Genomic DNA, 25,659 nt, shown 5'->3' on the forward strand with positions numbered 1-25,659 from the left:
CGGCGTCATATGGCGGAACAACGGTAGGGAAACACCAGTTCACGCGGGGTAACGCCACGTCACACAGTTGGCGCGGTCAGGCTGCGGTCCGGCTGCGGTCCGGCTGCGGTCCGGGTCACCCTGTCGCCGTCCGGGGGCACTTTGACGGCCAGAACAGCCACTTCGGGCTCACATCACGGCGTGTCCGTGTCAATGTGCCCCCGTTCGGCAGGCGGGCGGGCAGCCATCAACCTATTTCACCGCGATGAGCTCGATCAGTTTGATGTCGGGGTCCTTGGCCAGCAGCTCGGGCCCGTGCTGGCCGAGGGCCGCGGGGATGGCTCCGTTGAGATGGGCTTGCCGGTCCTCCTCGGTGTCGAACGTGTCGAAGATGCCGAAGGTGTTCCCGTTGACCCGGAAGGCATACCAAGTCCGGGTGCCGGGCTCCGTCAGACGATGTCCCGGCCCCCGTTGAGGAAGTCCCAGACGTCCTGTTCCTTCCCCGGCTTGGCTTCGACCAGTGCCAGCACTCCGTATTGTGGCGCCACGGCTGTCTCCTAGGAATTGGGATGGGTCGGCCGCATACCGGCCTATAGCCGCGAGCGTAGGCCGGTCCCGGGGTCCGGACAAGGAGTCGCGAGGAGGACCCCGCGGACACAGCAGGGCCCGACGGCGGAAGTCGCCGTCGGGCCCTGCTTACGCGTTGGGGTGCCGGGGGTTAGCGGGTGCTGCCGGCGAGGAGACCACGACGGCGAAGCAACCGCTTTTCGATTGGGGCGAAAACGAGCAGTTCAATCAGGATGCCGACGGCGAGGATCAGCAGGATCGCGGACATCACGATGGTCATGTCGGACAGGTCGCGGCCCTGGTTCAGCATAGATCCCAAGCCGAACCCGATGGAGCCGCCGACGGCGATGATTTCCGCGGCCATGAGGGAACGCCAGGAGAAGGCCCAGCCCTGTTTGAGTCCGCTCAGATAGCCGGGCAACGCCGCGGGGAGGATGATCTGGAGCGCCAGCTGGACCCGGGAGGCGCCCAGGACCTTCCCCACGCTGCGGTACTGCGGCGGGATCTGGTCCACGCCCGAAATCAACCCGTTGATGATCGAGGGGATGGCGCCCATGAACACCACGAAGTACACGGTGGCGTCGGTGAGGCCGAACCAGATGATGGCGGCGGGTACCCACGCCACGGACGGCAGTACCTGCAGCCCGGAGATCAGCGGGCCGAAGGCGCGGCGGAGCGGGGCCACCTGGGCCAGCACGAGTCCGATCGGGGTGGCGATGGCCACGCTGATCACGAATCCCGCGAGTCCGCGCTGCAGCGAGGTCCAAACCGCTTCCTGCAGTTTGCCCTCGGCCCAGAGGCGGCCGAACTGGGCCACGACGTCGAGCGGGCCGGGCACGAGGTCCTGCCGTTTGAAGCCCATCGACACGTACAGCTGCCAGGCAAGGATGAGGACCGCGACGGCGGCCACAGGCAGCAGGATCCGGCTCCAGTCGATCCGGGCCTTGCGCACGGCGTCGGACTGGAGCGAGTCCAGGCCGGCCTCGAGTTCGCGGAGGTCGGCCGAGCCCGTGGAGGACCGGGTCAGGGCCGCGGTGATGTGGCGCGTCTCGCCGGGCTCTACCAGCGACGTTTGTTTACTTGGCATGGCGGCGGATCTCCTCGCGTAGCCGGGCGGTGATTTCGCCGGTGAGCTGGCCGGCCAGTCCGGCGTCGGTGCGGTGTTCTTCGCTGACGTGCCACTCCCGCACCACGCGGCCGGGCCGGGAGGAAAGCAGCAGCACGCGCTGGCCCAGCCGGACCGCCTCGCGGACGTTGTGCGTGACAAATACGATGGTGCGGCCGGTTTCCTTCCAGATCCGCTCCAGCTCATCGTGCAGCAGGTCGCGGGTGATCGCGTCGAGGGCGGCGAACGGCTCGTCCATCAGGAGCAGCTGCCGGTCCTGGGCGAGCGACCGGGCCAGGGCTACACGCTGGCGCATCCCGCCGGAGAGCTCGTGCGGGCGCTTGTCCCCCGCGCCGCCCAGATGCACGAGGTCCAGGAGCTCGTCGGCTTTCACCCGGCGCTCGGCCTTCCCGACTCCACGCAGCTTCAGGGCCAGCTCAATGTTTTCCCGCGCAGTCAACCAGGGAAACAGCGCCGCGTCCTGGAACATAAACGCGGCGCCATCGCTGGGGACCTCGAGGGCGCCCGACGTCGGGGCCTCCAGTCCCGCCATAATGTTCAGCAGGGTGGACTTGCCGCAGCCGGACGCACCGAGCAGGGCGACGAACTCGCCCTGCCCGATGCTGGCGTTGACGTCGTCCAGCACCGGGGCGCCGTCGCCGAAGCGCTTGCCCAGGTTTTCCAGTACGACTGGCATGGTCACGTCCTAACTAATGGTGGCGGAGCTGGCGGCGGGAACTGGCTAGTCCTTGCCCAGTCCCTGCGCGGAGATCTTCTTCCCGGCGGGGCTGCCGCTCAGGACGCTGTTCAGGGCAGTGAGGTCGAAGATGCCGGTGATGTCGGCCTGGGTGGTGGTGCCGGCGTCGACCCCGTCCTGGAGCAGCTTTTTGTACGTTCCGGCGAGCGGGTCGACGGTGAAGACGATGTTCTTGAGCGAACGGTCGATCACGTCGGCCGGCAGGGCGGCGCCGGCGGATTCCTTGAGGGCGGCGTTGAGGACCGTGGATTTCTCCGCGGCGGGCGCGGCGTTGAGCCAGTCCACGGATTCGACGTGGCCCTTCAGCAGCGCCTTGACCGTGGCGGGGTGCTCGGCGGCGAATTTTTTGTTGACGATCAGGACGGTGGTGATGAATTCGCCTTTGTCCCAGAGGTCCTTTTCGTCGACGAGGACTTTCGCTCCGGCCTGGAGGACCAGGCGGGAGGCCCAGGGCTCCGGCAGCCACGCTCCGTCGAGCTTGCCGTCCTGGAACAGCTTCAGGGTCTGGGCGTTCTCGGTGGGGTTGATGGCGACGTCGCCGCTGCCGTCTGTGTTGGTCTTGTAGCCCTGCTTGCCCAGCCAGGCGCGCAGTGCCACGTCCTGCGTGCCGCCGAGCTGCGGGGTCGCGAGCTTCTTGCCTTTGAGGTCCGCGGCCGAGGCGATCTCGGGTTTGACCACCAGCTGCGCCCCGCCGGACGCTGCACCGGCGATGATGCTGATTGATTCGCCCTTGCTCTTGACGTAGGAGTTGATGGCGGGGTTGGGGCCGATGTAGGTGGCGTCGATGGCGCCGGCGTTGAGGGCCTCGATCGCGGCGGGGCCGGCGTTGAAGACCTGGGTGCTGAGCTTGGTCTCGCCGAGGCTCTTGGCGAGCAGGCCCTGGCTGACCCCGACGAGGGCCGGGGCGTGGGTGATGTTGCCGAAGTAGCCGAGTTTGAGTTCGGCAGCCGGGGCGTCGGAAACCGCCGCTGCGGGCGCGGCTTCCGTGGTGCGGGACACCGTGGACGCGACGGCGGCACCGGCACCGATCAGCAGCACGAGGCCGACAGCCAGGCTGATCTCCAGGGTGCGCTTGCGCCTGGGTTTGGTGGTTTCGCCGGCGACGATCCGGGTGGTTCCTGTTGTTCCAGTGGTTCCGGGGGTCTGGCCGGGGGTGGGGTTGTTCGAGGGGGATGACATGCGGGAGGTCCTGTTCGTGGGGGGGTGTGCGGGGCCGGGCGGGTGGTCAGCGCCGGCGACATCGCCCCCGGAACTCGCCGCGGGGGCCGTGGGAGAGCCGATCCATGGTTGTCATTGGTTCACCATAGGGACTGGCAGGAACCCGGTTCAACGGCCCGGAAACCCGGGGTCACGTGAGTTCATGCAGCGTCACATGCGGAGCCGCCATCCGGCTCTTCAGCGGATTAGTCGCCTTTAACGTTGACGAGCTGCCGGAGCTTGTGCCGTATCTTGACGAGGTCCGCGGAGTCGCGCATTACCTGGTCAATGGGCTTGTAGGCCGCCGGGATCTCGTCGATGAATGCCTCGCTGGGACGGAATTCGATGCCCCGCATGGCGGCCTTCAGCTCGGCCAGGGTAAAGGTCTTCTTCGCGGAGTTCCGCGAGTACTCCCTGCCGGCGCCGTGCGGCGATGAGTTCAGCGACGCGCGGTTTCCCAGCCCGACGACGACGTAGGACGCGGTGCCCATGGAGCCGGGAATCAGCCCGGGGTCGCCCGCTTCGGCCCTGATGGCTCCTTTGCGCGAGACCCAGACGGACTTGCCGTATGCCATTCCTTCGCCGTGAAGTTGTGGTGGCAGTTGATCCGTTCGGCCTCGCGGACGGAGCCGCCGATCCAGGTTTCAAACTGCCGGACCACCCGGTCCATCATCTCCTCCCGGTTCAGCAGGGCGAAGTGCTGGGCCCACCGGAGCTCCCTGATGTAACGGTCGAATTCAGGGGTGCCTTCCTCGAGGTAGGCCAGGTCCGGGTGCGGCAGGGCGATGTGCCGGCGTGCGACCATGCTCCGGGCCTCGCCGATGTGCCGCTGCGCGAGTTTGTTGCCGACGCCGCGGGAGCCGGAATGCAGGAAGAGCCAGACGGCGTCCGCCTCATCCACGCACACCTCGATGAAGTGGTTGCCCGAGCCCAGCGATCCCAGCTGGAGTGTCCAGTTCGCGGCGTACTGGGCAGGGTCGAAGCGCGCGTGGGCTGCCATCCGCCGCAGTTGGGCAATGCGGGGTGCGGCGGTGGCGCTGATCCCGTGGTTGAAGTGGCCGGCGGACAGCGGAATGGCGTGCTCAATGCCCTCCCGCAGCAGTTTCCGGTCCGCGGGCAGGTCCTTGAGGGCATACTGTGTGCGGATAGATGATGGGCAGCTGTGCCGTGGCCAGGGCCTGCGCGCGCGTCGCGTCATCCAGGATCGAAGCCCAGCTGATGAGCCGGCTGTTGATGATCTCCAAGGATCTGCCCTCCCATGACGATGATCGCGGGAGGGCAGCCGGGTGGCAAGGCCTTAGATCGAGTAGCGCTCGTCCTCGTGGTCGCCGGGGTGGTCGTTGACGAGGCCCGCGGCGAGGGTGTTTCCGTCCAGCGGATCGATCACGAGGAACGCCCCGGTGCGGCGGTGGTGCAGGTAGTTCTCGAGCGGCAGCGGCGCGGCGAGACGCAGCTGGGCATGTCCAATGTCGTTGAGCTCCAGGGTGGAAGTGGGCTCCAGCTGGAAGTTGGCGAGGTCCAGCTTGCCCGTCACGTTCCGGACCAGGGCCTGGACCGTGCGGGTGCCGTGCTTGACCAGCACCTTGGCGCCCTCGCGGAGCGGCTTGGGCGAGAGCCAGCACAGTGCGGCATACAGGTCCGCCGAGGCCTCCGGTATTTTGCCACCGGCGGGTCCCGCCGCCGCGATCGTGTCCCCGCGGGCGACGTCGAACTCATCCGCGAGGCGCAGCGCCACGGACTGCGGGGCCACGGCCTCGGTCAGTTCCAGTCCGGCGAAGTCGATGCCGCTCACTGTGGTGGTGCGCGGCGCCTGGCCGGGAGTCAGTACGCTGACCTTGTCCCCCAGTTTCACCGAGCCCTCGGTGATCTGCCCGGCGTAGGCCCGGTAGTCGCGGAAGCCTTCGACGTCGAGTCCGCCGGCGACGGCGTCGGGAGCCAGCGCCCCCTGCGGCCGGATGACCAGCTGCACAGGGAACCGGAAGCTTTCCAGGTGGCTCTCGAGTTCATCCGCGGCCGGCAGCGTCTCCAGGACCTCGAGCAGGGCCGGCCCGCCATACCAGGGCGTGCGCTCCGAGCGGTCCACCACGTTGTCGCCGTCGAGCGCGGACACCGGGATGACGAAAAGATCAGCGATGCCGCCTGTATTTGAATCGTCACGGCCCAGCCCGAGCTCCCGGCCGACCTTCTGCACGTCGGCCTCGATCCCGCGGAACACGGCCTCGCTGAAGTCCACCAGGTCGATCTTGTTCACGGCGACAATCACGTGCGCCACCCGCAGCAGCTGCAGCACGGAGAGATGCCGGCGGGTCTGCTCCAGGACACCCTTGCGGGCGTCAATGAGCACGACGACGGCATCCGCAGTGGACGCGCCGGTCACCGTGTTCTTGGTGTACTGCACGTGGCCGGGGCAGTCCGCGAGGATGAAGCTGCGGCGGTCCGTGGCGAAGTAGCGGTAGGCGACGTCGATGGTGATGCCCTGTTCCCGCTCGGCGCGCAGGCCGTCGGTCAGCAGCGCGAGGTCAATCGCCTGCGTGCCGGTGGCGCCTGAGCCGCCGAACCCGCGGTCCGCGGAGGTGCGGGCGACGGCGTCGAGCTGGTCGGCGAGGATCGCCTTGGAGTCGTGCAGGAGCCGGCCCACCAGGGTGGACTTGCCGTCGTCGACCGATCCGGCGGTCGCGAAACGGAACAGGGTCGAAGACAGAGCCCGGTGCGCGAGCGGGGCCTCGTCCAGAGGGGCAGCCGCGCGGGCGGTGTCGGTGTCGGTGCTCATTAGAAATAGCCGTCCTTCTTGCGGTCTTCCATGGCGGCCTCGGAGATGCGGTCGTCCGCCCGGGTGGCGCCACGTTCGGTGATGGTGGAGGCTGCAACTTCGATCACGACGTCGCGCACGGTGGCGGCGGCCGATTCGACGGCGCCGGTGCAGGACATGTCGCCGACGGTCCGGTAGCGGACAGTCTTGGTGATGACCTCTTCGTTGTCGCGGGGCTGGGAGACCTCGCCGACCGCGCGCCACATGCCGTCGCGGGCGAAGACCTCGCGGTCGTGGGCGTAGTAAAGGCCCGGAAGGTCGATGTTTTCGCGCTCGATGTAGCGCCAGACGTCCAGCTCGGTCCAGTTGCTGATCGGGAACGCGCGGACGTGCTGGCCCACCGTGTGGCGGCCGTTGTACAGGTTCCACAGCTCGGGCCGCTGGTTGCGCGGATCCCACTGGCCGAACTCGTCGCGCAGGCTCAGGATGCGCTCCTTCGCCCGGGCCTTGTCCTCGTCCCGGCGGCCGCCGCCGAAGACGGCGTCGAACTTGTTGCGCTGGATCGCGTCCAGCAGGGGGACGGTCTGCAGCGGATTGCGGGTGCCGTCGGCACGCTCGGCCAGCTCCCCGGAATCGATGAACTCCTGCACGGAGCCGACAACGAGCTTGAGCCCCAGCCGCTCCACGGTCCGGTCGCGGAACTCGATGACCTCGGGAAAGTTGTGCCCGGTGTCCACATGCAGGACCGGGAACGGTACCTTCCCGGGCCAGAACGCCTTGGTGGCCAGGTGCAGCATGACCACGGAGTCCTTGCCGCCGGAAAACAGCAGCGCCGGCTTCTCGAACTCGGCCACCACCTCGCGGATGATGTGGATCGCCTCGGATTCCAACGTGTCCAAAGACGACAGGCGGGCCGGGGAACTCAGGCGACCCGACCGCAGAGCCGGAGCGGCAGATGCCGCCCCGGGAGTGGCATCGGGCCTTCCGTAGCTGGACGCGATGCTGCTTGCAGCATCGCCGTCCAGCGAAGGGGCGGGGGCGGCATCTGCTGCGGAGGCGTAGCCGGCCGTCGTCGTGCTCAAGTTGCTCATACGTGTAGCCCGCATTCTGTCTTGTCTGTTCCTGCCCAGCGGCCGGCGCGGGGGTCATCGCCGGGCGCTACCTTGCGGGTGCAGGGCTGGCAGCCAATGGACGGGTAGCCCTGTGAAAGCAGCGGGTTGACGGGGAGGAGGAAGTCGATCGAGTACTGCACCAGCTGGTCGAAGCTCCAGGCCGCGACGGGGTTGACCTTGACCAGGCCGTTGGTCTCGTCCCAGGTGACCAGCGGGGTGTTGGTGCGGGTGGGGGCCTCGTCGCGGCGGACCCCGGTGAACCAGAGCTCGTAGCCGGCGAGGGTGCGGCGCAGCGGGGCCACCTTGCGCAGCGCGCAGCACTGCGCGGGGTCGCGGGCGAAGAGGTCCTTGCCGAGGAGCCGGTCCTGCTGCTCCACGGTGTTCTCGGGGAGCACATCGACGACGTTGATGTGCAGGCTGGCTGCCACCTCGTCGCGGGTCGTGTGGGTTTCCGGGAAGTGGTAGCCCGTCTCCAGGAAGAGGACGTCGACGCCGGGAAGCTGGTCCGCGACGAGCGCGGGGAGGACGGCGTCGACCATGGAGCAGGCGACGGCGACGGCGGGCAGTTCGAAGTTCCGGGCCACCCAGGCGATGACATCGCGGGCCGGGGCGTCCCAGCCGAGCTCGGCGGCGCCGGACTCGGCGATCACCTTGAGCTCGTCGTGGGTGCGGAGGACGGTGCTCACTGCAGATCACCTTCGTCGGCGGCGAAGGCCCACTCGGCGAAGGTCTGGCCCTCGGTATGGTCGGCCACGAACTTCCGGACCACGCGTTCGACGTAGTCGGGCAGGTCGTCGGCCGTGACCTTGAGGCCGCGGACGGTGCGTCCTAGCCCGGCTTCCTCGCGGCTGTCGGAAGCCAGCCCGCCACCGAGGTGGACCTGGAAACCCGGGGTGGGGTCGCCGTCGGGCGTGGGGAGCATCATGCCCTTGAGTCCGATGTCCGCGGTCTGGATCCGGGCGCAGGAGTTGGGGCAGCCGTTGATGTGCAGCGAGAGGGCCTGCGGCAGCTGCGCGGTCTCGACCAGGTCGGCGAGGCGGCGTTCCAGCTCGGCGACGGCGGTGGCGGCCGTGAGCTTGGTTTCGACGATGGCGAGCTTGCAGTATTCGATGCCGGTGCAGGCGATGGTGCCGCGGCGGAACACGGACGGCCGGGCGGAGAGGCCCAGGGCGTCGAGTTCGGCCACCAGCGGTTCCACCTGGTCCTTGGGCACGTCGAGGACCACGAGCTTCTGGTGCGGGGTGGTCCGCAGCCGCTGCGAGCCGCGTGCTTCCAGGGTGTCCGCGAGCTTTACGAGCTGGCTGCCGGAGAGCCGGCCGGCCAGCGGGGTGGCGCCGATGAAGAACTTGCCGTCCTTCTGCTCATGGACGCCGATGTGGTCGCCGGGGGTGGAGGGCTTGGGCGCGGCCGGGCCGTCGTCGAGTTTGTAGCCGAGGTATTCGTCCTCGAGAACCTGGCGGAACTTCACCGGTCCCCAGTCGGCCAGCAGGAACTTCAGCCGGGCCTTGGTGCGCATCCGCCGGTAGCCGTAGTCGCGGAAGATGCTGGTGACGCCGAGCCAGACGTCGGCGGCCTGGTCCGGCCGGACGAAGGCGCCCAGGCGCTTGCCCAGCATGGGGTTGGTGGACAGCGCGCCGCCCACCCAGAGGTCGTAGCCGATGCCGAGTTCGGGGTGGACCAGACCCACCAGTGCGACGTCGTTGATCTCGTGCACCACGTCCTGGCTGGGGTGGCCGGTGATGGCGGTCTTGAATTTTCGCGGCAGGTTGGCCAGTTCCGGGTCGCCGATGAAGCGTTCGGCGAGCTCGTGGATCAGCGGGGTCGGGTCGATGATCTCGTCCTTGGCGATGCCGGCGACGGGCGAGCCGAGGATGACGCGGGGGACGTCGCCGCAGGCCTCCGTGGTGGACAGGTCCACCGACTCGAGGCGGCGCCAGATTTCCGGCACGTCCTCGACCCGGATCCAGTGCAGCTGGATGTTCTGGCGGTCGGTGAGGTCGGCGGAGCCGCGGGCGAAGTCGACGGAGATCTGGCCGATGACCCGGAGCTGCTCGGTGGTGAGGGCGCCGCCGTCGATCCTGACGCGCAGCATGAAGTACTTGTCCTCGAGCTCGTGCGGCTCGAGCGTGGCGGTCTTGCCGCCGTCGATCCCGGGCTTGCGCTGGGTGTAGAGGCCCCACCAGCGGAAACGGCCGTGCAAATCCGTGCCGTCGATTGAGTCGAAGCCGTGCTTGGAGTAGACGGACTCGATACGCTCGCGGACGTTGAGGCCGTTGTCTTCCTGCTTCCAGGTTTCGTTGGCGTTCAGCGGCGCGGTGCCGTCCACTTTCCACTGCCCGTGCGGCTTTGCGGCGGGGCGGTTGGTGGGGCGCTTGGTACGGCCTGGGGCAGCCTGGTCCGCAGACGCTCCGGCTAGAGCTGTATCAGTCATGGATCGACTGTAGGGTGGCCCGTAATGCCGTCACAAAGGGTCAGAAACGCGGGGTCACCTAGGGCAACAAATCGTCACGAAGCGTCGGCGGGCCTTGAAGTGGCGCGGCTGCTGTGCATGGTCCGGGGGCCTTCAGGACCCTGACGCGAGCGCCGCGTCGTAGCGTTCCAGCGCGATCTCGGCGAGCACCGGGGAGGGCAGCAGTGCCGCGGTGACGAGGTCCGCGCCGGCCTTGGCGAGCTGGTCGTGGAAGAAGCCAGGTGCCAGCAGGTAGGCAGCGATCACCACCCTCCCCTGCGGCCCTGCGGCCACCAGAGCGCCCTCCTCGCGCACTGCGTGCACGGCGTCCTGCACCGAAGGCTTGGCCGAAGCGCCGTACGCTGCAATGATCCGGTTGGGCCGCAGCGCCCGCAGCTGTCCTGCAAGCTCCTCGACGTTCTGCGCCGCGGTGGGGTCGGAGGACCCGGCAGCGGCGAGGATCACGGCGTCGTTGTCGGTCACGCCGGCTTCCCTCAGCCGGACGTCCAGCAGCGCCGCGAGCCGCGGATCGGGGCCCAGCGGGGCGGCGGCGCGGGTGCCGGGCCGGCTCTTGACGGCGCGGGCGATGTCCACCTTGACGTGGTAGCCGACGCTGAGCAGCAGGGGGACAACGACGGCGGCCTCCCCCACCGGCAGGCCCGCGACAACGGCCGGCAGCTCGGGGTCCTGGACGTCGACGTAGGCTTCGCGGACGTCGAGCCCCGGCCGCAGCGCGGCGATCCCGGCCCGGAGGGCGTTGACTTCGGCGGCACCCTCGGTGCTGGAGGTGCCGTGGGCGCAGGCAATCAGGATGGGGCTATTCATAGCCGTTAGCGTAACCTTGGAGCCGCCCCATCCGCCCCCTTTGAGATTCGACCGGGACACTCCATGACTTCTTACTTCAGCCTTGTCCTGGTCTGGCTGGACCTGGCCGGCGTCTTCTTCTTCGCGGTCTCCGGGTCACTGCTCGCGGCCCGGAAGCAGTTCGACATCATCGGCTCCCTCCTGCTGGCCTCGGTGGTGAGCCTGGGCGGCGGCGTCATCCGCGACATCATCATCAACGCCGGCCCGCCCGCGGCCTTCACGAACCCGGCCTATCTCGTGCCCCCGCTTCTGGCAACGGTGCTGGTGTACTTCCTGTTTTCCAGCGTCCAGCGCTACACCTCGTTGCTCATCCTGTTCGACGCCGGCGGCCTCGCGCTCTTCTGCATCACCGGAACCCTCAAGGCGCTGTCCGCCGGGATGAACCCGGTTGCGGCGGTGCTGCTCGGGGTCACGACGGCGGTGGGTGGCGGCCTGCTGCGCGACATCACCGCCAATGAGGTGCCGCAGCTCTTCGATCCGAAGGATCTCTACGCGCTGCCGGCGTTTGCGGGGGCGGCGATGACCATGGTCCTGTCCATCACCGGCACGTTCAACGCGGTCACCGCGGGTGTAGTGGCGGCCGTCGTTTTCGCCTTCCGCGTCACGGCCTGGCGGCGCCAGTGGCACGTTCCGCTGGCGGTCCGCGGCTGGCACCGGCTCGGCTTGGACACGGCGGATGGCGGGCGTAAGGATTAGCTAGGATAAGAACCATGACTGACATGTTCCTCGAGAAGTTCCGCGCGCTTGTTCCGAAGTATCTCGAAGACGAATGGCAGGAAGAGGATGGCCTCCCGGCCGACGAGCTGGATGCGGCCCTCGCCGAGCACCAGTTCCAGGTCCCGCTGGTGTTGCGGGAGTTCTACCTCGCGGTCGGCGGCTGCGAGGACATCATGGAGGCGTACCACTACTTCTGGGACCCCGAAGAGCTCGAAGTCGATGACGAAGGCTTCCTGATGTTCCTGGAGGACGAGGAAGAGCAGTTCACCTGGGGCTTCCGCGTCGGCGACCTCAGCGTTCCGGACCCGATCGTGTACCGCCGCAACAACGCCCGCGGCCAGTGGAAGAGCGAGGAAGGAACGTTCTCCGAGTTCGTCTTCGACATGTTCGAGTGGGCGTTCAACGACGAAGACGAGGACTAGCCTCCCTCGTCGGCTTCCCGCCCGCCTGTTCTCCCCGCAACCACCGCCGCGCCCTGGTATATCGGCGGTCCGGGGTCACTTTGACACGGACACGCCGGCGTCCAGCCCGGGAATACCCTTTTGAGGCCTCAAAGTAGCCCCGGACGGCCGATGCGGCCAGCGCTTAAGGCTGGAACGCACCCCGGCGGCGCTGCGCCAGCAACTCGAGGACCTGGGCGAGCATCTGCTCGGGGTGGTGGACGACGACGTCGTAGCCGAATCTGAGCACCAGATAGCCTCCGACGAGGCTCGCGTTGTTCCGCCCCCGATCCTTTTTCACCTGCCGCGGCTCCAGATGCGATTCGCCATCGGTCTCCACAATGACGCAGTCCTCAACGAGGAAGTCCACCTCCCCCACACCGGGGATCTGGACGTGCCGGCGTACCCGGAGCCCGGCCCGCACGAACGTGGTGTTGGCGAGAACTTCGAGCAGAGAGTCGGCCCGGGGAATGACCAGATCCAGCACCGACCTGGCGCGGGCGTTGCGGTTGCCCCCGAGTTTGCCGCGGAGGAATGCCAGGCTGATGTCCCCGCGGCCCACAGCACACTGGACCATGACAAGGGCTTGCAGTTCCGGCAGGCAGCGCAGCGCGTGAATCAGGACGTCGGCCAGTCCCGCCAGAGGTAGCCAGGGGTGCCGGGGATGCCGGCAGCGGCCGTGTGCCACCGAACCGGGCGGCGCTGCCCGGTGGCCGACGCAGAGGTGCAACTTCGACGCCGGGACCAGTGTCCACAATCCGTAGCCCGGAGCGGCGGAGAGACAGGTCAGGAGCCCTCCGGCCTCGCGGGCAGCACGCACGGCAGAGGTTTCCCGGGGCAGCGCATAGTATCCGCGGCGGATCCTCACGATGGTGCCCTCGGCCACAGCCAGGCCAATCCGATACCGGTTGAATCCGGCCCGCCCGAGGTCAGCCGTGCTGGCCGGTCCGCCCCGCGAGCCCAGGAAATTGACGATGTTCATTCCGCCAATGTGCCCTGCCAGCGGTCGGCAGAGTCCACCCGGGACGTGCCATGTGGACAACTCCTTCCGCGGCCAAGGGGCACTTCGACACGGACACGCCGCAGCCCGGCCCTGGGATCCCCCATTTGAGGCTTCAAAGTGCCCCCGCACGGCCCAGGAAACCCGCAAAAAACCTATGACAATGAATTTACAGAAAGCCTAGACAGCATGACATTTCTGTCATAGGCTCATTCATGGGTTCACCAAATGCCTCCGGTGGATCTGATGCGAACGGAGAAATGGCCCCGGTTCGACACAACGGATGACTCGAAACGTTGTGAGGAACCGGGGCCATTCCGTTTAAGCCGAAACAGCCGCCGGCGGCAGCAAGCCCGGCCGGAAGCCCGGACCCGGAATCAGCTGGCGCGGTCCACCACGGCCAGCGCAAAGTTGGTCAGCGAGGTCTTCACGACCCCCTCGGGCAGCGGCGCGAGCGCAGCAATCGCCTCATCGGCCCAGGCGCGTGCCACCACCCAGGATTCCGCCGTGACAGGGTGTTCCCGCAGGCCGGCGACGGCGGCCGCGAGGGCCTCGTCGGAGCTGAGGTCGCCGTCGATGAGCTTCAGGAGTTCGACGGCGGACTGGTCGCCGCCGTCGGCCTTCTTGCGGAGCAGCAGGACGGGCAGCGTAGGCACCCCTTCGCGCAGGTCGGTGCCCGGGGACTTGCCGGACTTGACCTTGACGCCGGTCACGTCGATGACGTCGTCCGCCAGTTGGAAGGCGACGCCCACCTTTTCGCCGTACTCGACCAGCATCGGCTCGTAGGCTTCGTCGGCGCCGGAGAAGATCGCGCCGAGCTGGCCCGAGGCCGCCACGAGCGAGCCGGTCTTGTCGGCGATGACGGAGAGGTAGTGCTCCACCGGGTCTTCGTCCGGGCGCGGACCCACGGTTTCATGCAGCTGGCCCAGGCACAGCCGTTCAAAGGTCCGCGCCTGGATGCCGAGGGCGCGGGACCCGAGTTCGGAGACCAGGATGGAGGCCCGGGCAAAAATCAGGTCGCCGGTCAGGACAGCCACGGAGTTGCCCCAGACCTCGTGCGCCGTGGGGGCGCCGCGGCGGAACGGTGCGGAGTCCATCACGTCGTCGTGGTAGAGCGTCGCGAGGTGGGTCAGTTCAACGACGACGGCGGCCTGCACCACGGCGGGCCGGGAGGCGTCGCCCAGGTGGGCGCAAAGCAATGTCAGGAGAGGGCGGATGCGCTTGCCGCCGGCTTCCACAAGGTGGCGCGACGTCGCGTCGGCCAGCGGATCCGAGTTGGCAATGGCTTCGCGGAGCTTCTTCTCCACCCGGGCCAGGTTGGTGGTGATGGCAGGCCCGAGTTCGGGGTCCCCTGCGATCGCGGCAAAGCCGGCCGGCAGCTGCAATCCGGTGGCGATGGCGGTGGTGTTAAGGTCGGGCTCAGAGCTCGGCAGGCCGTGTCCGGCGTGCGTCCAGCTTTGGTCTGCAGAGTTGGTCACGGGTTAACCCTAACTTTTGTTGCGGAATCCGCGGAGTTGGCGCTGGTGTGCGAGCTGGAAGGGCCCTGGTTGGACGTCGCCGGGACCAGCGATTCCAGGACCCTGATGACGCGGTCCTCGAAGCCCCTGGCCGCGGGATCCGTCAGGTTGGCCAGCAGCCTGACCACGAACCGCATGAGGACAGGGATGGGCATGCCCGTCCGGAGGGCCAGTTTCATCACGGCCGGCTTGCCGATGAGGGCCGCGAAGGCACGGCCCAGGGTGAAGTGCGAACCCCACTGGTCCCGCACGTAGTCCGCGTACCGTGCAAGGTGGGCATCGGCGGCTCTGTTAGCTTCCGTCCCGGAGCCCCAGCCGGCTGACGCCGAGCGGGCGGCGCCGTCGATGATGAATTCGGCCGCGAAACGTGCGGACTCCATGGCGTAGGAGATGCCCTCGCCGTTGAACGGGGAGACCATGCCGCCGGCGTCGCCCAGCAGCAGCAAGCCGGGCGAATAGTGCGGGGTGCGGTTGAAGCCCATTGGCAGCGCGGCGCCGCGGATCTCGCCGACCTGGTTCTCGGGGGTGAATCCCCAGTCCGCGGGCATGCCGGCGGTCCATTCGCGCAGGACCTGCTTGTAGTCCAGCTTCCCGAATTCCTTGGACGAGTTCAGGATGCCGAGGCCCACGTTGGAGGTACCGTCGCCGACGCCGAACACCCAGCCGTAGCCGGGGAGCAGCTTGCCGTCGCGGCCGGGAAGTTCGAGCCAGCCTTCCATCCAGTCGTCGTCGTGCCGCGGGCTCGTGAAGTAGGTGCGGACGGCGACGCCGAGCGGCCGGTCGTCGCGCTTCCGGATGCCCAGCGACACGGCGGTGCGGCTGGAGTTTCCGTCCGCGGCGAGGACGACGTCGGCGGTGAAGTCGCGGGTCTCCCCCGTCTTGCGGCCGGACTCGTCCAGCAGCGCGGCACGGACGCCGGTGACGCGGCCGTCGTCGGAACGCAGCGCCTCGGTGACACTGTGGCGTTCCAGCACGACGGCGCCCGCGGACTGGGCGTGCCGGGCCAGCTCCTCGTCGAAGCCCAGGCGGGTGCGGATCAGTCCGTACTGCGGGAAGTCGGAGACCTCGGGCCAGGGAAGTTCGATGCTGCGGCCACCGGCGAGCAGGCGCAGGCCCTTGTTGCGGCGCCAGCCGTCGGCCTCGGGGTGCGGCAGGCCGAGCTTCTGGATCTCGCGGACGGCGCGGGGGGTGAGCCCGTCGCCGCAGACTTTTTCACGCGGGAAACTGGTCTTCTCCAGCACCGTGACGTCGATGCCTGCCTGCGCCAGATAGTAGGCGGCAGTGGACCCGGCCGGACCGGCTCCGACGATCAGTACTTTCACGGCAGCGACAAACTAACGCCCGGGCCGGGTGTTGCGGCGCAGCTTCGCCACCGGTCCGGTGTGGGCGGCCAGGGCTGCCGCGGCGGTTGCCGGACCGGTTTCAGCGCCGGTCTCCGGTCCCGGTTTGACGGCGCGGTGCACGGCGACGATGCCGCCGCTGAGGTTGCGGTAAGTGACGCCGTCCCAGCCGGCCTCCTGCAGCCAGGCCGCCAAGTGGTCCTGGTCCGGCCAGGCGCGGATGGACTCGGCGAGGTAGACGTAGGCGTCCGGGTTGGAGGAGACCTTGACGGCGATCGCGGGCAGGGCACGCATCAGGTATTCGGTGTACATGGTGCGCCAGAGCGGCACGACGGGCTGGGAGAACTCGGCGATGACCAGCTTGCCGCCGGGCTTGGTAACGCGCAGCATCTCCGCCAGGGCCTTCTTCGGCTCGTTGACGTTGCGCAGGCCGAAGGAGATGGTGCTGGCATCAAAGGTATTGTCCGCGAAGGGGAGGCGGGTGGCGTCACCGGCGATGAAGTCGATGTCGGGGCGGCGGCGCTTGCCAACCTTGAGCATGCCCAACGAGAAGTCGCAGGCGATCACGTCGATGCCGGCGTCGGCATACGGTTCGCTCGAGGTTCCGGTGCCGGCGGCGAGATCAAGCACCCGCTGGCCGGACTTCACATCCATGGCTTCGACCACAACCTTGCGCCAACGGCGTGTCTGCCCCATCGACAGAACGTCGTTGACGACGTCGTATTTGGGGGCGACGTCGTCAAACATCGTGGCTACTTCGTCCGGACGCTTATCCAAGGATGCTCGGTTCACCCTGACATTGTCTCAAATGATCAGCACACACCCTAACCACGCCCTGACCACGCCCTGAGCAGTGCCTCCGGCGGACGCGGGAGTAGTGTGGTCTCACTATGACGAGCGCGTTCCGAACCCTGACAGTCCCCCTCGATGCAGAAACATTCCCCGGGGGGCTGCCGTCGTTTCTGGTCCGGGACGACGTCCTCTGCTGGACCCGCCGTGAAGCCGGCCTCGTCGGCTTCGGCGAGGTGGCCCGGTTCACCGCCACCGGACCCGACCGTTTCCTCGAGGCGGACATCTGGTGGCGGCACCTGGTCCTCGAGGCCGGGATCCAGGACACCGTGGAATGGCCCGGCACCGGCCCGGTCGCTTTCGGCTCCTTCGCTTTCTCCAAAGCCTCCGCCCATGAGTCGCGGCTGATCGTGCCCGAAATCGTCGTGGGACTGCGTGACGGCAAGGCGTGGCTGACCCAGTTGACGTTCGACGACGGCGACCTCACCGAGGCGGGCGCGCGCGCCGCGCTGGACCGCTGGCTGGGGACGCCCGGCGTCGTGCCGTCAACGGACGCCGGAACAGACGCCGCGCCGGTTGAGGCGACGCTGACCACCGGTTCGCTGAGCGAGGCGGACTGGATGGCGGCCGTGGCCGCCGGTGTGGCGGAGATCCGCACCGGGGCGCTGGAGAAGCTGGTGCTGGCGCGCGACATCGTCGCCACCGTCCCCGCCGGAGTAAACGCCGCCGAGATCCTCCGCCAGCTCGCCGTCCGCTACCGCGAATGCTGGACCTACGGCGTCGACGGACTGGTGGGCGCCACCCCCGAAATGCTGATCCAGGTGGAGGGCCGCACCGCGCAGGCCCGCGTCCTGGCGGGCACCCTGGACCGCCGCGACGCCGACGGGATGGCCGGCTCGCCGCTGGAGTTCGCCGAGCGGGTGCTGGCCGGATCCGAGAAACAGCGGCACGAACACGACATCGCCATCCAGTCGCTCACCACCCAGCTGGCCCCCTTCTCCGAGGCCATGAACGCGCACAGCGAGCCGTTCATCCTGGAACTGCCGAACGTCTGGCACCTGGCCTCGGATGTGAAAGCGGAGCTGGCCGAGGTGGAGGGCCATGTGCCCACCAGCCTCGCCCTGATCAACGCGCTGCACCCGACAGCGGCGGTCTGCGGCATGCCGACCACCGTGGCGGGCGCCCTGATCCGCAAGCTCGAGCACCTGGACCGCGGCCCCTACGCCGGACCGGTCGGCTGGCTCGACGCCGCCGGCAACGGGGAGTGGGGCATCGCGCTGCGCGGCGCCGTCATCGAATCCCCGCAGACCGTCCGGCTGTACGCAGGCTGCGGCGTCGTCGAGGGCTCCGTGCCGGAAGCCGAACTGGCCGAGACCTGGGCGAAGTTCCGGCCGATGCTGGAGTCGCTGGGCATCAGCAGCTAGAGTCCGGGACGTTTGGGCCTTGCCCGTCCGGTGCGTCGTTGAATCCGGGATTCCAGACACTCCAGCGTGTGGAAGTCTTGTATTTGAACCCGAAATAGTTATCCAATAGTGAAACTTAGTTTTCTGTGACGCACATCTCTTCTTCGGCGATACACTATAAACCGACTTGGTTACACATCCCTCCTGCAACAAAAGGTAAGAACATGCAGATCTCCCGTTCGCTCCTGAGCACCTCCACGCTTAAGGCAGCCACCGTGCTGGCCATCGGCGCCCTGACGCTCTCCGCCTGCACCAATGCCTCCGAAAAGGCACCCTCCGGCGCGGCACCGTCCGTGTCCGGCAGCGCCGCGGCCAGCTTCGACCCCAGCACCGTCCAGAAGGATGATGCCCTGGCGGCCATGGTTCCCGAGGCCATCAAGTCCAAAGGCACCCTGACCGTGGGCTCGGACACCACCTACGCCCCCGCGGAATTCCTCGGCACCGACGGCCAGACCCCCGTGGGCTACGACGTCGACATCGCCAAGGCGATCGGCGCCACCCTCGGCCTGAAGGTCCAGGTGCAGACGTCCGAATTCACCGGCATCCTCCCGGCACTGGGCCCGAAGTACGACCTCGGCATCTCCTCGTTCACGATCAACCCGGAGCGGCTCGGCGCGGTGAACATGGTCAGCTACTTCAACGCCGGCACCGCCTGGGCCGTCCAGAAGGGCAACCCGAAGAAGGTTTCCCTGGATGACCTCTGCGGCAAGTCCGTCGGCGTGCAGACCGGTACCGTCCAGGAAGACCCGGACCTCTCGGACCGCAGCAAGAAGTGCGTGGCCGACGGCAAGCCGGTCATCAACGTCGTGACCCTCAAGAACCAGACGGACATCACCACCCGCCTGGTCAACGGCAGCGTCGATGCGATGGCCGCCGACTCCCCCATCACTGGCTACGCCGTCACCCAGACCAACGGCCAGATCGAAAAGCTCGGCGACGTCTACGATTCCGCACCGCAGGGGATCGCCGTAGCCAAGTCGGACATGGCCCTGGCCGAGGTCGTCCAGAAGACCGTCGCCAAGCTCATGGAGAACGGCTCCTACAAGAAGATCCTGGAAGGCTGGGGCAACGCCGATGGCGCCATCACCAAGTCTGAGGTCAACCCGGCGGTCGGATCTTGAGTCTTCCCGCAACCGGCCACCAATCAGGTACACAGATGGCCAGTCAGCCTGAAGCTCCAGTAGTCCTGAACCATCCGGTGCCCGTCCGGCATCCGGGCCGCTGGATCAGCGCCATCATCATCCTCGGCGCCCTCGCCCTGTTCCTGCAGAGCCTGGTCACCAACCCCAACTTCCGCTGGGACATTGTGGGGACCTACATCCTCGATACCAAGGTGGTGCAGGGCGTCGGCTGGACGCTGCTGCTGACCGCGGCGGCCATGGTCCTGGCCATTGTCCTCGCCATCCTGCTGGCGTTCATGCGCCAGTCGGAGAACCCGGTGTTCCGGTGGTCCAGCTGGGCCTGGGTCTGGTTCTTCCGTGGCACTCCGGTGTACACGCAGCTGGTCTTCTGGGGCCTGATCTCAGTCCTGTACCCCAAGATCACCGCCGGCATCCCGTTCGGACCGGAGTGGTTCGCCGTGGATACGAGCGCCGTCATCACAACCACGGCTGCGGCCATCCTGGGCCTGGGCCTGAACGAGTCAGCCTACCTGGCGGAAATTTTCCGGGCCGGCCTCAAGTCAGTGGACCGCGGCCAGGAGGAAGCCGCCGCGGCCCTGGGCATGGGCAAGACCAAGATCATGTGGCGGATCATCCTGCCGCAGGCCATGCGGGTGATCGTGCCGCCAACCGGCAACGAAACCATCGGCATGCTGAAAACCACCTCCCTCGTCCTGGCCGTGCCGTTCACCCTGGACCTGACGTTTGCCACGAACACCCTGGCCAACCGGACCTATCTGCCGGTACCCCTGCTGATCGTGGCGGCGATCTGGTACCTCGTGATCACCAGCCTGCTGATGGTGGGCCAGCACTTCATCGAGGCCTACTACGGCAAGGGAGTGGACAACCTTGCTCCGGCCGCGATCAACCCGGCCGCAGCGAAGGCCGCCGCAGCCATGACGCCGAGCGCTGCCGCGGAGCCGGCGCTGAAGATGGACCATCCCGAGGAGGAGGCAAAATGACGATCACCACTGAGAATCCGCTGGTGCGGATCGAGGGCCTCCACAAGTTCTACGGCCAGCACCATGTGCTGCGCGGCATCGACCTCGAGGTCAACCGGGGCGAGGTGTCCGTGGTGATCGGGCCGTCCGGTTCGGGCAAGTCCACCATGTTGCGGTGCGTGAACCTCCTGGAGACCATCAGCGCGGGCCGTATCTCCGTCGGTGGGAAGCTGATCGGCTACCGCGAAGTCAAAGGCCGGCTCCATGACCTGAAAACCAAGGAGATCGCCGCCCAGCGCCGCCAGATCGGCATGGTGTTCCAGCGCTTCAACCTGTTCCCGCACAAGACGGCCCTCTACAACGTCATGGAGGCGCCGGTCCAGGTCAAGGGCCAGTCCCGCGATGCTGCACGGAAGCGGGCCATGGAACTGCTGGACCGCGTGGGGCTGTCGGACCACGCCGGCCACTACCCGTCGCAGCTTTCCGGCGGTCAGCAGCAGCGGGTGGCAATTGCCCGCGCCCTGGCCATGGATCCGGAGCTCATGCTCTTCGATGAGCCCACCTCCGCGCTGGACCCGGAACTGGTGGGCGACGTCCTGAACGTCATGAAGGACCTTGCCCAGTCCGGCATGACCATGATTGTGGTGACCCACGAGATCGGCTTCGCCCGCGAAGTGGGCGACCGCCTGACCTTCATGGACGGCGGTGTGGTGGTGGAATCCGGGGATCCCCAGGAGGTCCTGGCCAACCCGCAGCATCCCCGCACCAAGGAGTTCCTTAGCCGGGTGCTGTAGTTCCGGTAATCCGCACCGATTTCGGACAGCCGCTACGTGAATCCACGTGGCGGCTGTCCGTTTCCGCAGCGAATTCCCGGTGGCCGCCGCGGCACGCCCTGCGCATCGAGGAAGGCAGCGAATCTCTCCGGGCTGGCCAGCTCTGACCAGGTCCACCGGATGACCCGCCGCCCGGTGGCCCGGATCCGATCCTCACGGCTCTTCTCCTCGATCACAACATCGGAGGGCGTCCGCCCCTTAAGGTAGGCCGCGTCCCGGTATTTCACCAGACCATCGAATTCCCCGGACAGGCCGTCCTCCGGCCACTCAAAGTCCGTGAAGCCGACGAGTCCCCGGGCATCCCGAATCTCGTACTGGAGCACGGGCGCCTTGAATCCCAGCCGGTGCATCATCGCCCGGCTCACCGACTCTCCCGGAGAGCCCGACGCGGGGTTGCCAAACTCAAGGGCTGTGATGATCCTGCGAGCTGCTGCGGCCCTGTAGATTCCGGCGATGCCAGCTTCGAGCAACTCCAGGTTCGGCACCGGCGGCCCGTTCCTGGCGGGCCGCAGGACGTGGTCGACGGCTGTCACGGCCTGCTCAAAGGACTCGAAGGCGGCCAGGTCCAGCACTGTCCGGACCCGTGACGTGACCAGCAGCCCGCGGCGTTCCTCGACCTGGAGTGATTCCGGATCGACGAAGTGCCGCCGCACCCCCGCCCTCGAACGGCCCCCGCCAGGGTCGGACGTGCACGCGTGAACAGGGTGCCTCGTTCCGAGCACTGGGATGTCCGACAGTGCGGCTGCTGACTGGCGGCAAAAAACAGTCCGGCTTCGCAGCGTGGATGCCGCGGCATGGATCAGCAGCGGGTACCGTTCCCAGGGCTGCAGTGCATCCCATGCCTCGGCCCGGACATACACACCTTGGCGGAGACGCCTGAGTTCCCCAGCCTCGGCTCGCCGCGCGAGCGCACGCGAATCGCGGCCGAGACGCGCCAGATCGCTGGTGAGAATCAGGGCAGGCAGGTCCATACACCGATACTGGCCCGGGCCTCAGCAGCACAACAACAGCCCAGGGCCCGAATGTGGAAAACACCGGCACAGCATCCGCTACGGTTTCGGACGAGGGCGCCGCGGATCCGCACCGCCCTCGTCCGAAACCGTAGCGGAACGCGCAAAAGGCCTACTCGGCGGCGAGCACCCCTGCCACCGCGGCGCCGACGGCAGACCTGATGCGTGCGTGCAGCTCACGCAGCCCGTGCCGCTCCGTCCGGACTTCGATGATGCTGCGGCCCTCCCACGGCTCCGCCAGCGCCCCGGCGAGTTCCGCCGTCGTGCTGACCCTGCGGTGCGCGACGCCGTAGGCCGCCGCGAGTCCCGCGATGTTTACGCTGTGCGGCGTGCCGAAGAGGCGTTCGACGGCGGTTCCGTAGCGGCCCGCGGCCTCGACGGCGCCGTGTTCCAGCAGCCCGAAGATGGCCCCGCCGGCGTCGTTGAGGACCACGATCCGCAGTGCGGGCTCCTCTTCGCCGGCGCCGAGCAGCAGCCCGCCGGCGTCGTGCAGGAAGGTGACATCGCCCAGCAGCGCCGTGGTTTCCTGCCGTCCGCCCAGTGCGATGCCGGTGGCCGTGGCGATGGTCCCGTCGATCCCGGACAGGCCGCGGTTGGCGAAGACCGTGGCGGCCGGCTCCGGGGCGGGTGCGCCGGCGAGGTCGACGTCGCGGATGCCGTTGGAGGAACCGAGCACCAGCTGTCCGCGCGAGTGCTCCCAGACCAGGGCCCCGACGGCGGGCCCGGTGACGGCGGGCCCAGCCGCGGTGGAACCGGCCAGGACGAGGTCGACGGCGTGCTGCGCGGCGGCCCCGGCCAGGAGCCAGGCGTCCAGCCAGGCCGCGGAGCCGCGGCCGGCAAACTCGGCGAGGTCGCCCAGGTTGTCGAGCGGGAGTTCGGTGCGGCGGCCGGGCTGATACCAGGCCGCGGGAACCGGCTGGTACAGGGCGGAAGGGACATCGGCGCGGGCCAGCAGGGCGCTCACGGGCCGGGAGAGCGTGGGCCGGCCAAAGAGCACCACACGCTCGATCGGCTGCGCGGACTCCCTACCGAAGGCTTCCAGCAGAAGCCGGTACGGCCCCACCGCGTTCGGCCCGAACCGCGCATTGGAGGACGGCTCGGCCAGCAGCGGCAGGCCGTGGGCGCGGGCGAACGCCTCGGCGACCGGTCCGGCGTCGTGCCCGGCCAGCACCACGGTGCGCCGTTCCGGCAGGCCCGCGGCGGCCGGAGGGAAATCGAGGGCCAGCGGGCCGTGGGGCGCGCGGTACACCCGGCGGTCGGACTCGGGCGGCAGCCGGTCGCCGGGGGCGGGAACGAGGGGGTCGCGGAAGGCCAGGTTGAGCTGCACCGGCCCGGGCGGGGTGTCCTCGAAGGCCCCGGTGGCGGCGCTGAGCGCGGTCTCGACGGCGCGGCGCGGATCGCTGCCGGCGGGTACATCGGCGGCGAAGCGGACATGCTCACCGAACAAGTCCAGCTGCGCCGTGGTCTGGTTGGCGCCGGTCCCCCGGAGTTCCACAGGGCGGTCGGCCGAGATCACCACGAGGGGGACGGCGGCATGGTTGGCCTCCATCACCGCCGGCAGGAGGTTTCCGACGGCGGTCCCGGAGGTGGTGAGGACGGCCGCGGGCGCCCCTGTGGCGAGGGCCAGGCCCAGGGCGGTGAATCCGGCGTCGCGCTCATCGATCCGCACCAGCAGCTCGACCCGTCCCATGGCGTCAGCCTCGGCCAGGGCGTAGGCCATCGGCGCGGAACGCGAACCCGGTGCCACCACCACGTAGCGGACCCCTTCGAGCAGCAGGGCCGCGACGGCGATCCGCGCGGCATCCAGCGCGCTCAGCTCCTCCGAGCTCACATGTTCTCCGGGGTCTCGATGCCGAGCAGGTCCAGGCCCTCGGACAGCCGGCGCAGGACCAGCGCGCACAGGACAAACCGCGACTCCCGCACCGAGTCCTCGGACTTCAGCACGGGGCACTGGTCATAGAAGGACGTGAAGAGCTGGGCGAGTTCGAACAGGTACGTGCACAGCCGGTGCGGTTCCAGCACCTCGCGCACCTTGTGCAGGGTGGCGCCGTATTCGAGGAGGTGCAGGGCCAGCGCGCGTTCGGCGGGTTCGACGACGGCGATCGGCGTCGCCGGGGTGCCGCCGTCGCTGTCGGTTGCGGCAGCATCGGTACCGGCGCTGCCGGCTGTGTCGGTTCCGGGAGCAGCGGCGACGGCAGCCTCCAGCGCGGTGTACCGCTCGAGCACACCGGCCTTCCGCAGGATCGAACGGATCCGGGCGGCGGCGTACTGCACGTAGGGTCCGGTGTTGCCGCTCAGGGCCAGCATCCGGTCGAAGTCGAAGACGTATTCGGTGTCGTGCCCCACGGAGAGGTCCGCGTACTTGACCGCGCCGATGCCCACCTGCCGGGCGGTCACGGCGCGTTCGGCCTCGGTGAGCTCGGGCCGGCTGGCGTCGATGACGGCGCGGGCGCGGTCCACGGCTTCCTCCAGCAGGGCCATCAGCTTGACCGGGGCGCCGGAGCGGGACTTCAGGATCTTCCCGTCCTCCCCCAGCACGTTGCCGATCTGCACGTGCACGGCCTCGACCGTGTCCGGCAGCCAGCCGGCGTCGCGGGCCGTGGCCATGACCATGCGCAGGTGCATGTTCTGCGGCGCGCCCACAACGTAGAGGACGCGGTTGGCCTCGAGCTCGCGGACCCGGTACCGGATGGTGGCGAGGTCCGTGGTGCCGTAACCGTAGCCACCGTCGGACTTGCGGATGATCAGCGGCATGGGCTCGCCGTCACGGCCGGTGAAGCCGGCCGGGAAGGTGCACAGGGCGCCGTCGCTGATCCGGGCGAGGCCGCGGTCCTCGAGTTCCTGGCACAGCTGTGCCAAATGGGCGTCGTAGGAGCTTTCGCCCGCGATGTGGGCGTCGGTGAGGCTGATGCCCAGCACCGAGTAGATGGCGTTGAAGTAGCGCTTGGACTGGGCCACGAGGCGCTGCCAGACGGCGAAGGTTTCCTCGTCGCCGCCCTGCAGCGCCACTACCCGGAGGCGCGCGCGGGTGGCGAAGCCGTCGTCCCCGGTGGCGGAGGCGTCGAACTTGGCGCGGGCGGCCTGGTAGAAGGCGCTGGGGTCATCCACCAGCAGCGCCGCCTCCGGGGAGTCCTCGCCGATCTCCAGCCAGTGCTCAATCAGCATGCCGAACGGGGTGCCCCAGTCGCCGATGTGGTTCTGCCGGATGACGGTGTCCCCGAGTGCCTCGAAGACCTTCACGAGGCTGTCCCCCACCACCGTGGTGCGCAGGTGGCCGACGTGCATTTCCTTCGCGACGTTCGGGGAGGAGTAGTCGACGACGACGCGCTGGGCTTCCGCTGCCGGCACGGCCGGGGCGCCGGGAGACTCGGCGTTGAGCAGCTCCTCGATCCAGGTCCCGTCGAAGGTGAGGTTGATGAAGCCGGGGCCGGAGATCTCGACCGCGGTGCAGATCCCGTCCAGGTCGAGGGCGTCGACGATCCTGGCGGCGGCGTCCCGCGGCGGCATTCCGACCTTTTTGGCCAGCGCCATGGCGGCGTTGATCTGGATGTCCGCGAACTGCGAGGGCCGCACCACGGGATCCGTGCCGCGGTACTCTTCGCCGAACGCGCTGGCAATTGCTGCCTGGACTCTGGGGACAACCATTTCGGCCGGATTATTCACACTGTTC

At 68.3% G+C, this 25,659-nt stretch carries 21 protein-coding genes and 1 pseudogene; 6 read left to right on the forward strand and 16 right to left on the reverse strand.

What is annotated here, in order from left to right:
* Positions 1-697: 697 nt before the first annotated feature.
* The 9 genes and pseudogenes from ACZY0Y_RS07415 to ACZY0Y_RS07455 all read right to left on the reverse strand — a co-directional run bounded on the left by ACZY0Y_RS07415 (position 698) and on the right by ACZY0Y_RS07455 (position 10,740).
* Positions 698-1,633 (reverse strand): ABC transporter permease, encoded by a 936-nt coding sequence (locus ACZY0Y_RS07415; protein WP_463957263.1) that lies wholly within the window; start codon positions 1,631-1,633, stop codon positions 698-700.
* Complete coding sequence (locus tag ACZY0Y_RS07420) at positions 1,623-2,348, reverse strand: ABC transporter ATP-binding protein (protein WP_160664035.1); 726 nt, start codon at positions 2,346-2,348, stop codon at positions 1,623-1,625. The genes ACZY0Y_RS07415 and ACZY0Y_RS07420 overlap by 11 nt, the downstream gene beginning before the upstream one ends.
* A gap of 45 nt (positions 2,349-2,393) precedes the next feature.
* Positions 2,394-3,587 carry an ABC transporter substrate-binding protein gene (locus ACZY0Y_RS07425; RefSeq protein WP_463957264.1) on the reverse strand — a complete coding sequence of 398 codons (1,194 nt, stop codon included), beginning with the start codon at positions 3,585-3,587 and terminating at the stop codon, positions 2,394-2,396.
* A 224-nt stretch (positions 3,588-3,811) separates the two neighbouring features.
* Positions 3,812-4,849: pseudogene (locus tag ACZY0Y_RS07430) on the reverse strand (RtcB family protein).
* 53 nt (positions 4,850-4,902) lie between these two features.
* Complete coding sequence (locus ACZY0Y_RS07435; protein ID WP_463957265.1) at positions 4,903-6,375, reverse strand: sulfate adenylyltransferase subunit 1; 1,473 nt, start codon at positions 6,373-6,375, stop codon at positions 4,903-4,905.
* A complete protein-coding gene (gene cysD / locus ACZY0Y_RS07440; RefSeq protein WP_463957266.1) occupies positions 6,375-7,445 on the reverse strand; it encodes a sulfate adenylyltransferase subunit CysD in 1,071 nt (356 codons plus the stop codon). Before cysD ends, ACZY0Y_RS07435 begins: the two co-directional genes overlap by 1 nt.
* On the reverse strand, positions 7,442-8,152 hold the full coding sequence (locus ACZY0Y_RS07445) for a phosphoadenylyl-sulfate reductase (protein WP_463957267.1): 711 nt from the start codon (positions 8,150-8,152) through the stop codon (positions 7,442-7,444). The genes cysD and ACZY0Y_RS07445 overlap by 4 nt, the downstream gene beginning before the upstream one ends.
* On the reverse strand, positions 8,149-9,897 hold the full coding sequence (locus ACZY0Y_RS07450; RefSeq protein WP_463957268.1) for a nitrite/sulfite reductase: 1,749 nt from the start codon (positions 9,895-9,897) through the stop codon (positions 8,149-8,151). Before ACZY0Y_RS07450 ends, ACZY0Y_RS07445 begins: the two co-directional genes overlap by 4 nt.
* Before the next feature lie 132 nt (positions 9,898-10,029).
* Positions 10,030-10,740: a sirohydrochlorin chelatase gene (locus tag ACZY0Y_RS07455; RefSeq protein ID WP_463884861.1), complete on the reverse strand. Its 711-nt coding sequence runs from the start codon at positions 10,738-10,740 to the stop codon at positions 10,030-10,032.
* A 63-nt stretch (positions 10,741-10,803) separates the two neighbouring features.
* Here ACZY0Y_RS07455 and ACZY0Y_RS07460 point away from each other — a divergent pair, with 63 nt between their 5' ends.
* Together ACZY0Y_RS07460 and ACZY0Y_RS07465 are read left to right on the forward strand one after the other, a co-directional pair.
* Positions 10,804-11,475: a trimeric intracellular cation channel family protein gene (locus ACZY0Y_RS07460; protein WP_463884863.1), complete on the forward strand. Its 672-nt coding sequence runs from the start codon at positions 10,804-10,806 to the stop codon at positions 11,473-11,475.
* 14 nt (positions 11,476-11,489) lie between these two features.
* Positions 11,490-11,918, forward strand: coding sequence for a hypothetical protein (locus ACZY0Y_RS07465; protein WP_024366280.1), 429 nt, complete (start codon positions 11,490-11,492; stop codon positions 11,916-11,918).
* Positions 11,919-12,081: 163 nt separating this feature from the next.
* On the opposite strand, the gene ACZY0Y_RS07470 is transcribed toward ACZY0Y_RS07465, so the two are convergent.
* The 4 genes from ACZY0Y_RS07470 to ACZY0Y_RS07485 all read right to left on the reverse strand — a co-directional run bounded on the left by ACZY0Y_RS07470 (position 12,082) and on the right by ACZY0Y_RS07485 (position 16,585).
* Positions 12,082-12,918 (reverse strand): DUF559 domain-containing protein, encoded by an 837-nt coding sequence (locus ACZY0Y_RS07470; protein ID WP_463957269.1) that lies wholly within the window; start codon positions 12,916-12,918, stop codon positions 12,082-12,084.
* Positions 12,919-13,313: 395 nt separating this feature from the next.
* Positions 13,314-14,414, reverse strand: coding sequence for a polyprenyl synthetase family protein (locus ACZY0Y_RS07475; protein ID WP_160664021.1), 1,101 nt, complete (start codon positions 14,412-14,414; stop codon positions 13,314-13,316).
* Positions 14,411-15,775 (reverse strand): geranylgeranyl reductase family protein, encoded by a 1,365-nt coding sequence (locus tag ACZY0Y_RS07480; protein WP_463957270.1) that lies wholly within the window; start codon positions 15,773-15,775, stop codon positions 14,411-14,413. The genes ACZY0Y_RS07475 and ACZY0Y_RS07480 overlap by 4 nt, the downstream gene beginning before the upstream one ends.
* Positions 15,776-15,787: 12 nt before the next feature.
* Complete coding sequence (locus ACZY0Y_RS07485) at positions 15,788-16,585, reverse strand: demethylmenaquinone methyltransferase (RefSeq protein WP_463957271.1); 798 nt, start codon at positions 16,583-16,585, stop codon at positions 15,788-15,790.
* A 98-nt stretch (positions 16,586-16,683) separates the two neighbouring features.
* Between ACZY0Y_RS07485 and ACZY0Y_RS07490 the strand changes: the two genes are divergently transcribed.
* From ACZY0Y_RS07490 to ACZY0Y_RS07505, 4 genes are all read left to right on the forward strand, one after another.
* The gene (locus ACZY0Y_RS07490; RefSeq protein WP_463884873.1) at positions 16,684-18,006 is read left to right on the forward strand and encodes an isochorismate synthase; all 1,323 of its coding nucleotides are present in this window, start codon (positions 16,684-16,686) and stop codon (positions 18,004-18,006) included.
* A gap of 203 nt (positions 18,007-18,209) precedes the next feature.
* Positions 18,210-19,166 (forward strand): ABC transporter substrate-binding protein, encoded by a 957-nt coding sequence (locus tag ACZY0Y_RS07495; RefSeq protein WP_463957272.1) that lies wholly within the window; start codon positions 18,210-18,212, stop codon positions 19,164-19,166.
* 35 nt (positions 19,167-19,201) lie between these two features.
* Positions 19,202-20,167, forward strand: a complete 966-nt coding sequence (locus ACZY0Y_RS07500; RefSeq protein WP_463957273.1) for an amino acid ABC transporter permease — start codon at positions 19,202-19,204, stop codon at positions 20,165-20,167.
* Positions 20,164-20,940, forward strand: coding sequence for an amino acid ABC transporter ATP-binding protein (locus ACZY0Y_RS07505; RefSeq protein ID WP_463884879.1), 777 nt, complete (start codon positions 20,164-20,166; stop codon positions 20,938-20,940). Before ACZY0Y_RS07500 ends, ACZY0Y_RS07505 begins: the two co-directional genes overlap by 4 nt.
* 32 nt (positions 20,941-20,972) lie before the next feature.
* On the opposite strand, the gene ACZY0Y_RS07510 is transcribed toward ACZY0Y_RS07505, so the two are convergent.
* The 3 genes from ACZY0Y_RS07510 to argS form a co-directional block, all read right to left on the reverse strand.
* Positions 20,973-21,950, reverse strand: a complete 978-nt coding sequence (locus tag ACZY0Y_RS07510; protein WP_463957274.1) for a type IV toxin-antitoxin system AbiEi family antitoxin domain-containing protein — start codon at positions 21,948-21,950, stop codon at positions 20,973-20,975.
* A gap of 151 nt (positions 21,951-22,101) precedes the next feature.
* Positions 22,102-23,820: a 2-succinyl-5-enolpyruvyl-6-hydroxy-3-cyclohexene-1-carboxylic-acid synthase gene (gene menD / locus ACZY0Y_RS07515; RefSeq protein WP_463957275.1), complete on the reverse strand. Its 1,719-nt coding sequence runs from the start codon at positions 23,818-23,820 to the stop codon at positions 22,102-22,104.
* Complete coding sequence (argS, locus tag ACZY0Y_RS07520) at positions 23,817-25,634, reverse strand: arginine--tRNA ligase (protein WP_463957276.1); 1,818 nt, start codon at positions 25,632-25,634, stop codon at positions 23,817-23,819. Before argS ends, menD begins: the two co-directional genes overlap by 4 nt.
* Between the last annotated feature and the right edge of the window lie 25 nt (positions 25,635-25,659).

The sequence above is a fragment of the Pseudarthrobacter kochi genome (genome assembly GCF_055412805.1).

What these genes read in the sequence shown, in the direction of transcription:
- ACZY0Y_RS07470 (WP_463957269.1), bottom strand. Translation starts at nt 12,918, where the DNA reads ATGAACATCGTCAATTTCCTGGGCTCGCGGGGCGGACCGGCCAGCACG.
- argS (WP_463957276.1), bottom strand. Translation starts at nt 25,634, where the DNA reads ATGGTTGTCCCCAGAGTCCAGGCAGCAATTGCCAGCGCGTTCGGCGAA.
- ACZY0Y_RS07450 (WP_463957268.1), bottom strand. Translation starts at nt 9,897, where the DNA reads ATGACTGATACAGCTCTAGCCGGAGCGTCTGCGGACCAGGCTGCCCCA.
- ACZY0Y_RS07415 (WP_463957263.1), bottom strand. Translation starts at nt 1,633, where the DNA reads ATGCCAAGTAAACAAACGTCGCTGGTAGAGCCCGGCGAGACGCGCCAC.
- ACZY0Y_RS07500 (WP_463957273.1), top strand. Translation starts at nt 19,202, where the DNA reads ATGGCCAGTCAGCCTGAAGCTCCAGTAGTCCTGAACCATCCGGTGCCC.
- ACZY0Y_RS07510 (WP_463957274.1), bottom strand. Translation starts at nt 21,950, where the DNA reads ATGGACCTGCCTGCCCTGATTCTCACCAGCGATCTGGCGCGTCTCGGC.
- ACZY0Y_RS07435 (WP_463957265.1), bottom strand. Translation starts at nt 6,375, where the DNA reads ATGAGCACCGACACCGACACCGCCCGCGCGGCTGCCCCTCTGGACGAG.
- ACZY0Y_RS07495 (WP_463957272.1), top strand. Translation starts at nt 18,210, where the DNA reads ATGCAGATCTCCCGTTCGCTCCTGAGCACCTCCACGCTTAAGGCAGCC.
- cysD (WP_463957266.1), bottom strand. Translation starts at nt 7,445, where the DNA reads ATGAGCAACTTGAGCACGACGACGGCCGGCTACGCCTCCGCAGCAGAT.
- ACZY0Y_RS07455 (WP_463884861.1), bottom strand. Translation starts at nt 10,740, where the DNA reads ATGAATAGCCCCATCCTGATTGCCTGCGCCCACGGCACCTCCAGCACC.
- ACZY0Y_RS07460 (WP_463884863.1), top strand. Translation starts at nt 10,804, where the DNA reads ATGACTTCTTACTTCAGCCTTGTCCTGGTCTGGCTGGACCTGGCCGGC.
- ACZY0Y_RS07465 (WP_024366280.1), top strand. Translation starts at nt 11,490, where the DNA reads ATGACTGACATGTTCCTCGAGAAGTTCCGCGCGCTTGTTCCGAAGTAT.
- ACZY0Y_RS07490 (WP_463884873.1), top strand. Translation starts at nt 16,684, where the DNA reads ATGACGAGCGCGTTCCGAACCCTGACAGTCCCCCTCGATGCAGAAACA.
- ACZY0Y_RS07505 (WP_463884879.1), top strand. Translation starts at nt 20,164, where the DNA reads ATGACGATCACCACTGAGAATCCGCTGGTGCGGATCGAGGGCCTCCAC.
- ACZY0Y_RS07420 (WP_160664035.1), bottom strand. Translation starts at nt 2,348, where the DNA reads ATGCCAGTCGTACTGGAAAACCTGGGCAAGCGCTTCGGCGACGGCGCC.
- ACZY0Y_RS07425 (WP_463957264.1), bottom strand. Translation starts at nt 3,587, where the DNA reads ATGTCATCCCCCTCGAACAACCCCACCCCCGGCCAGACCCCCGGAACC.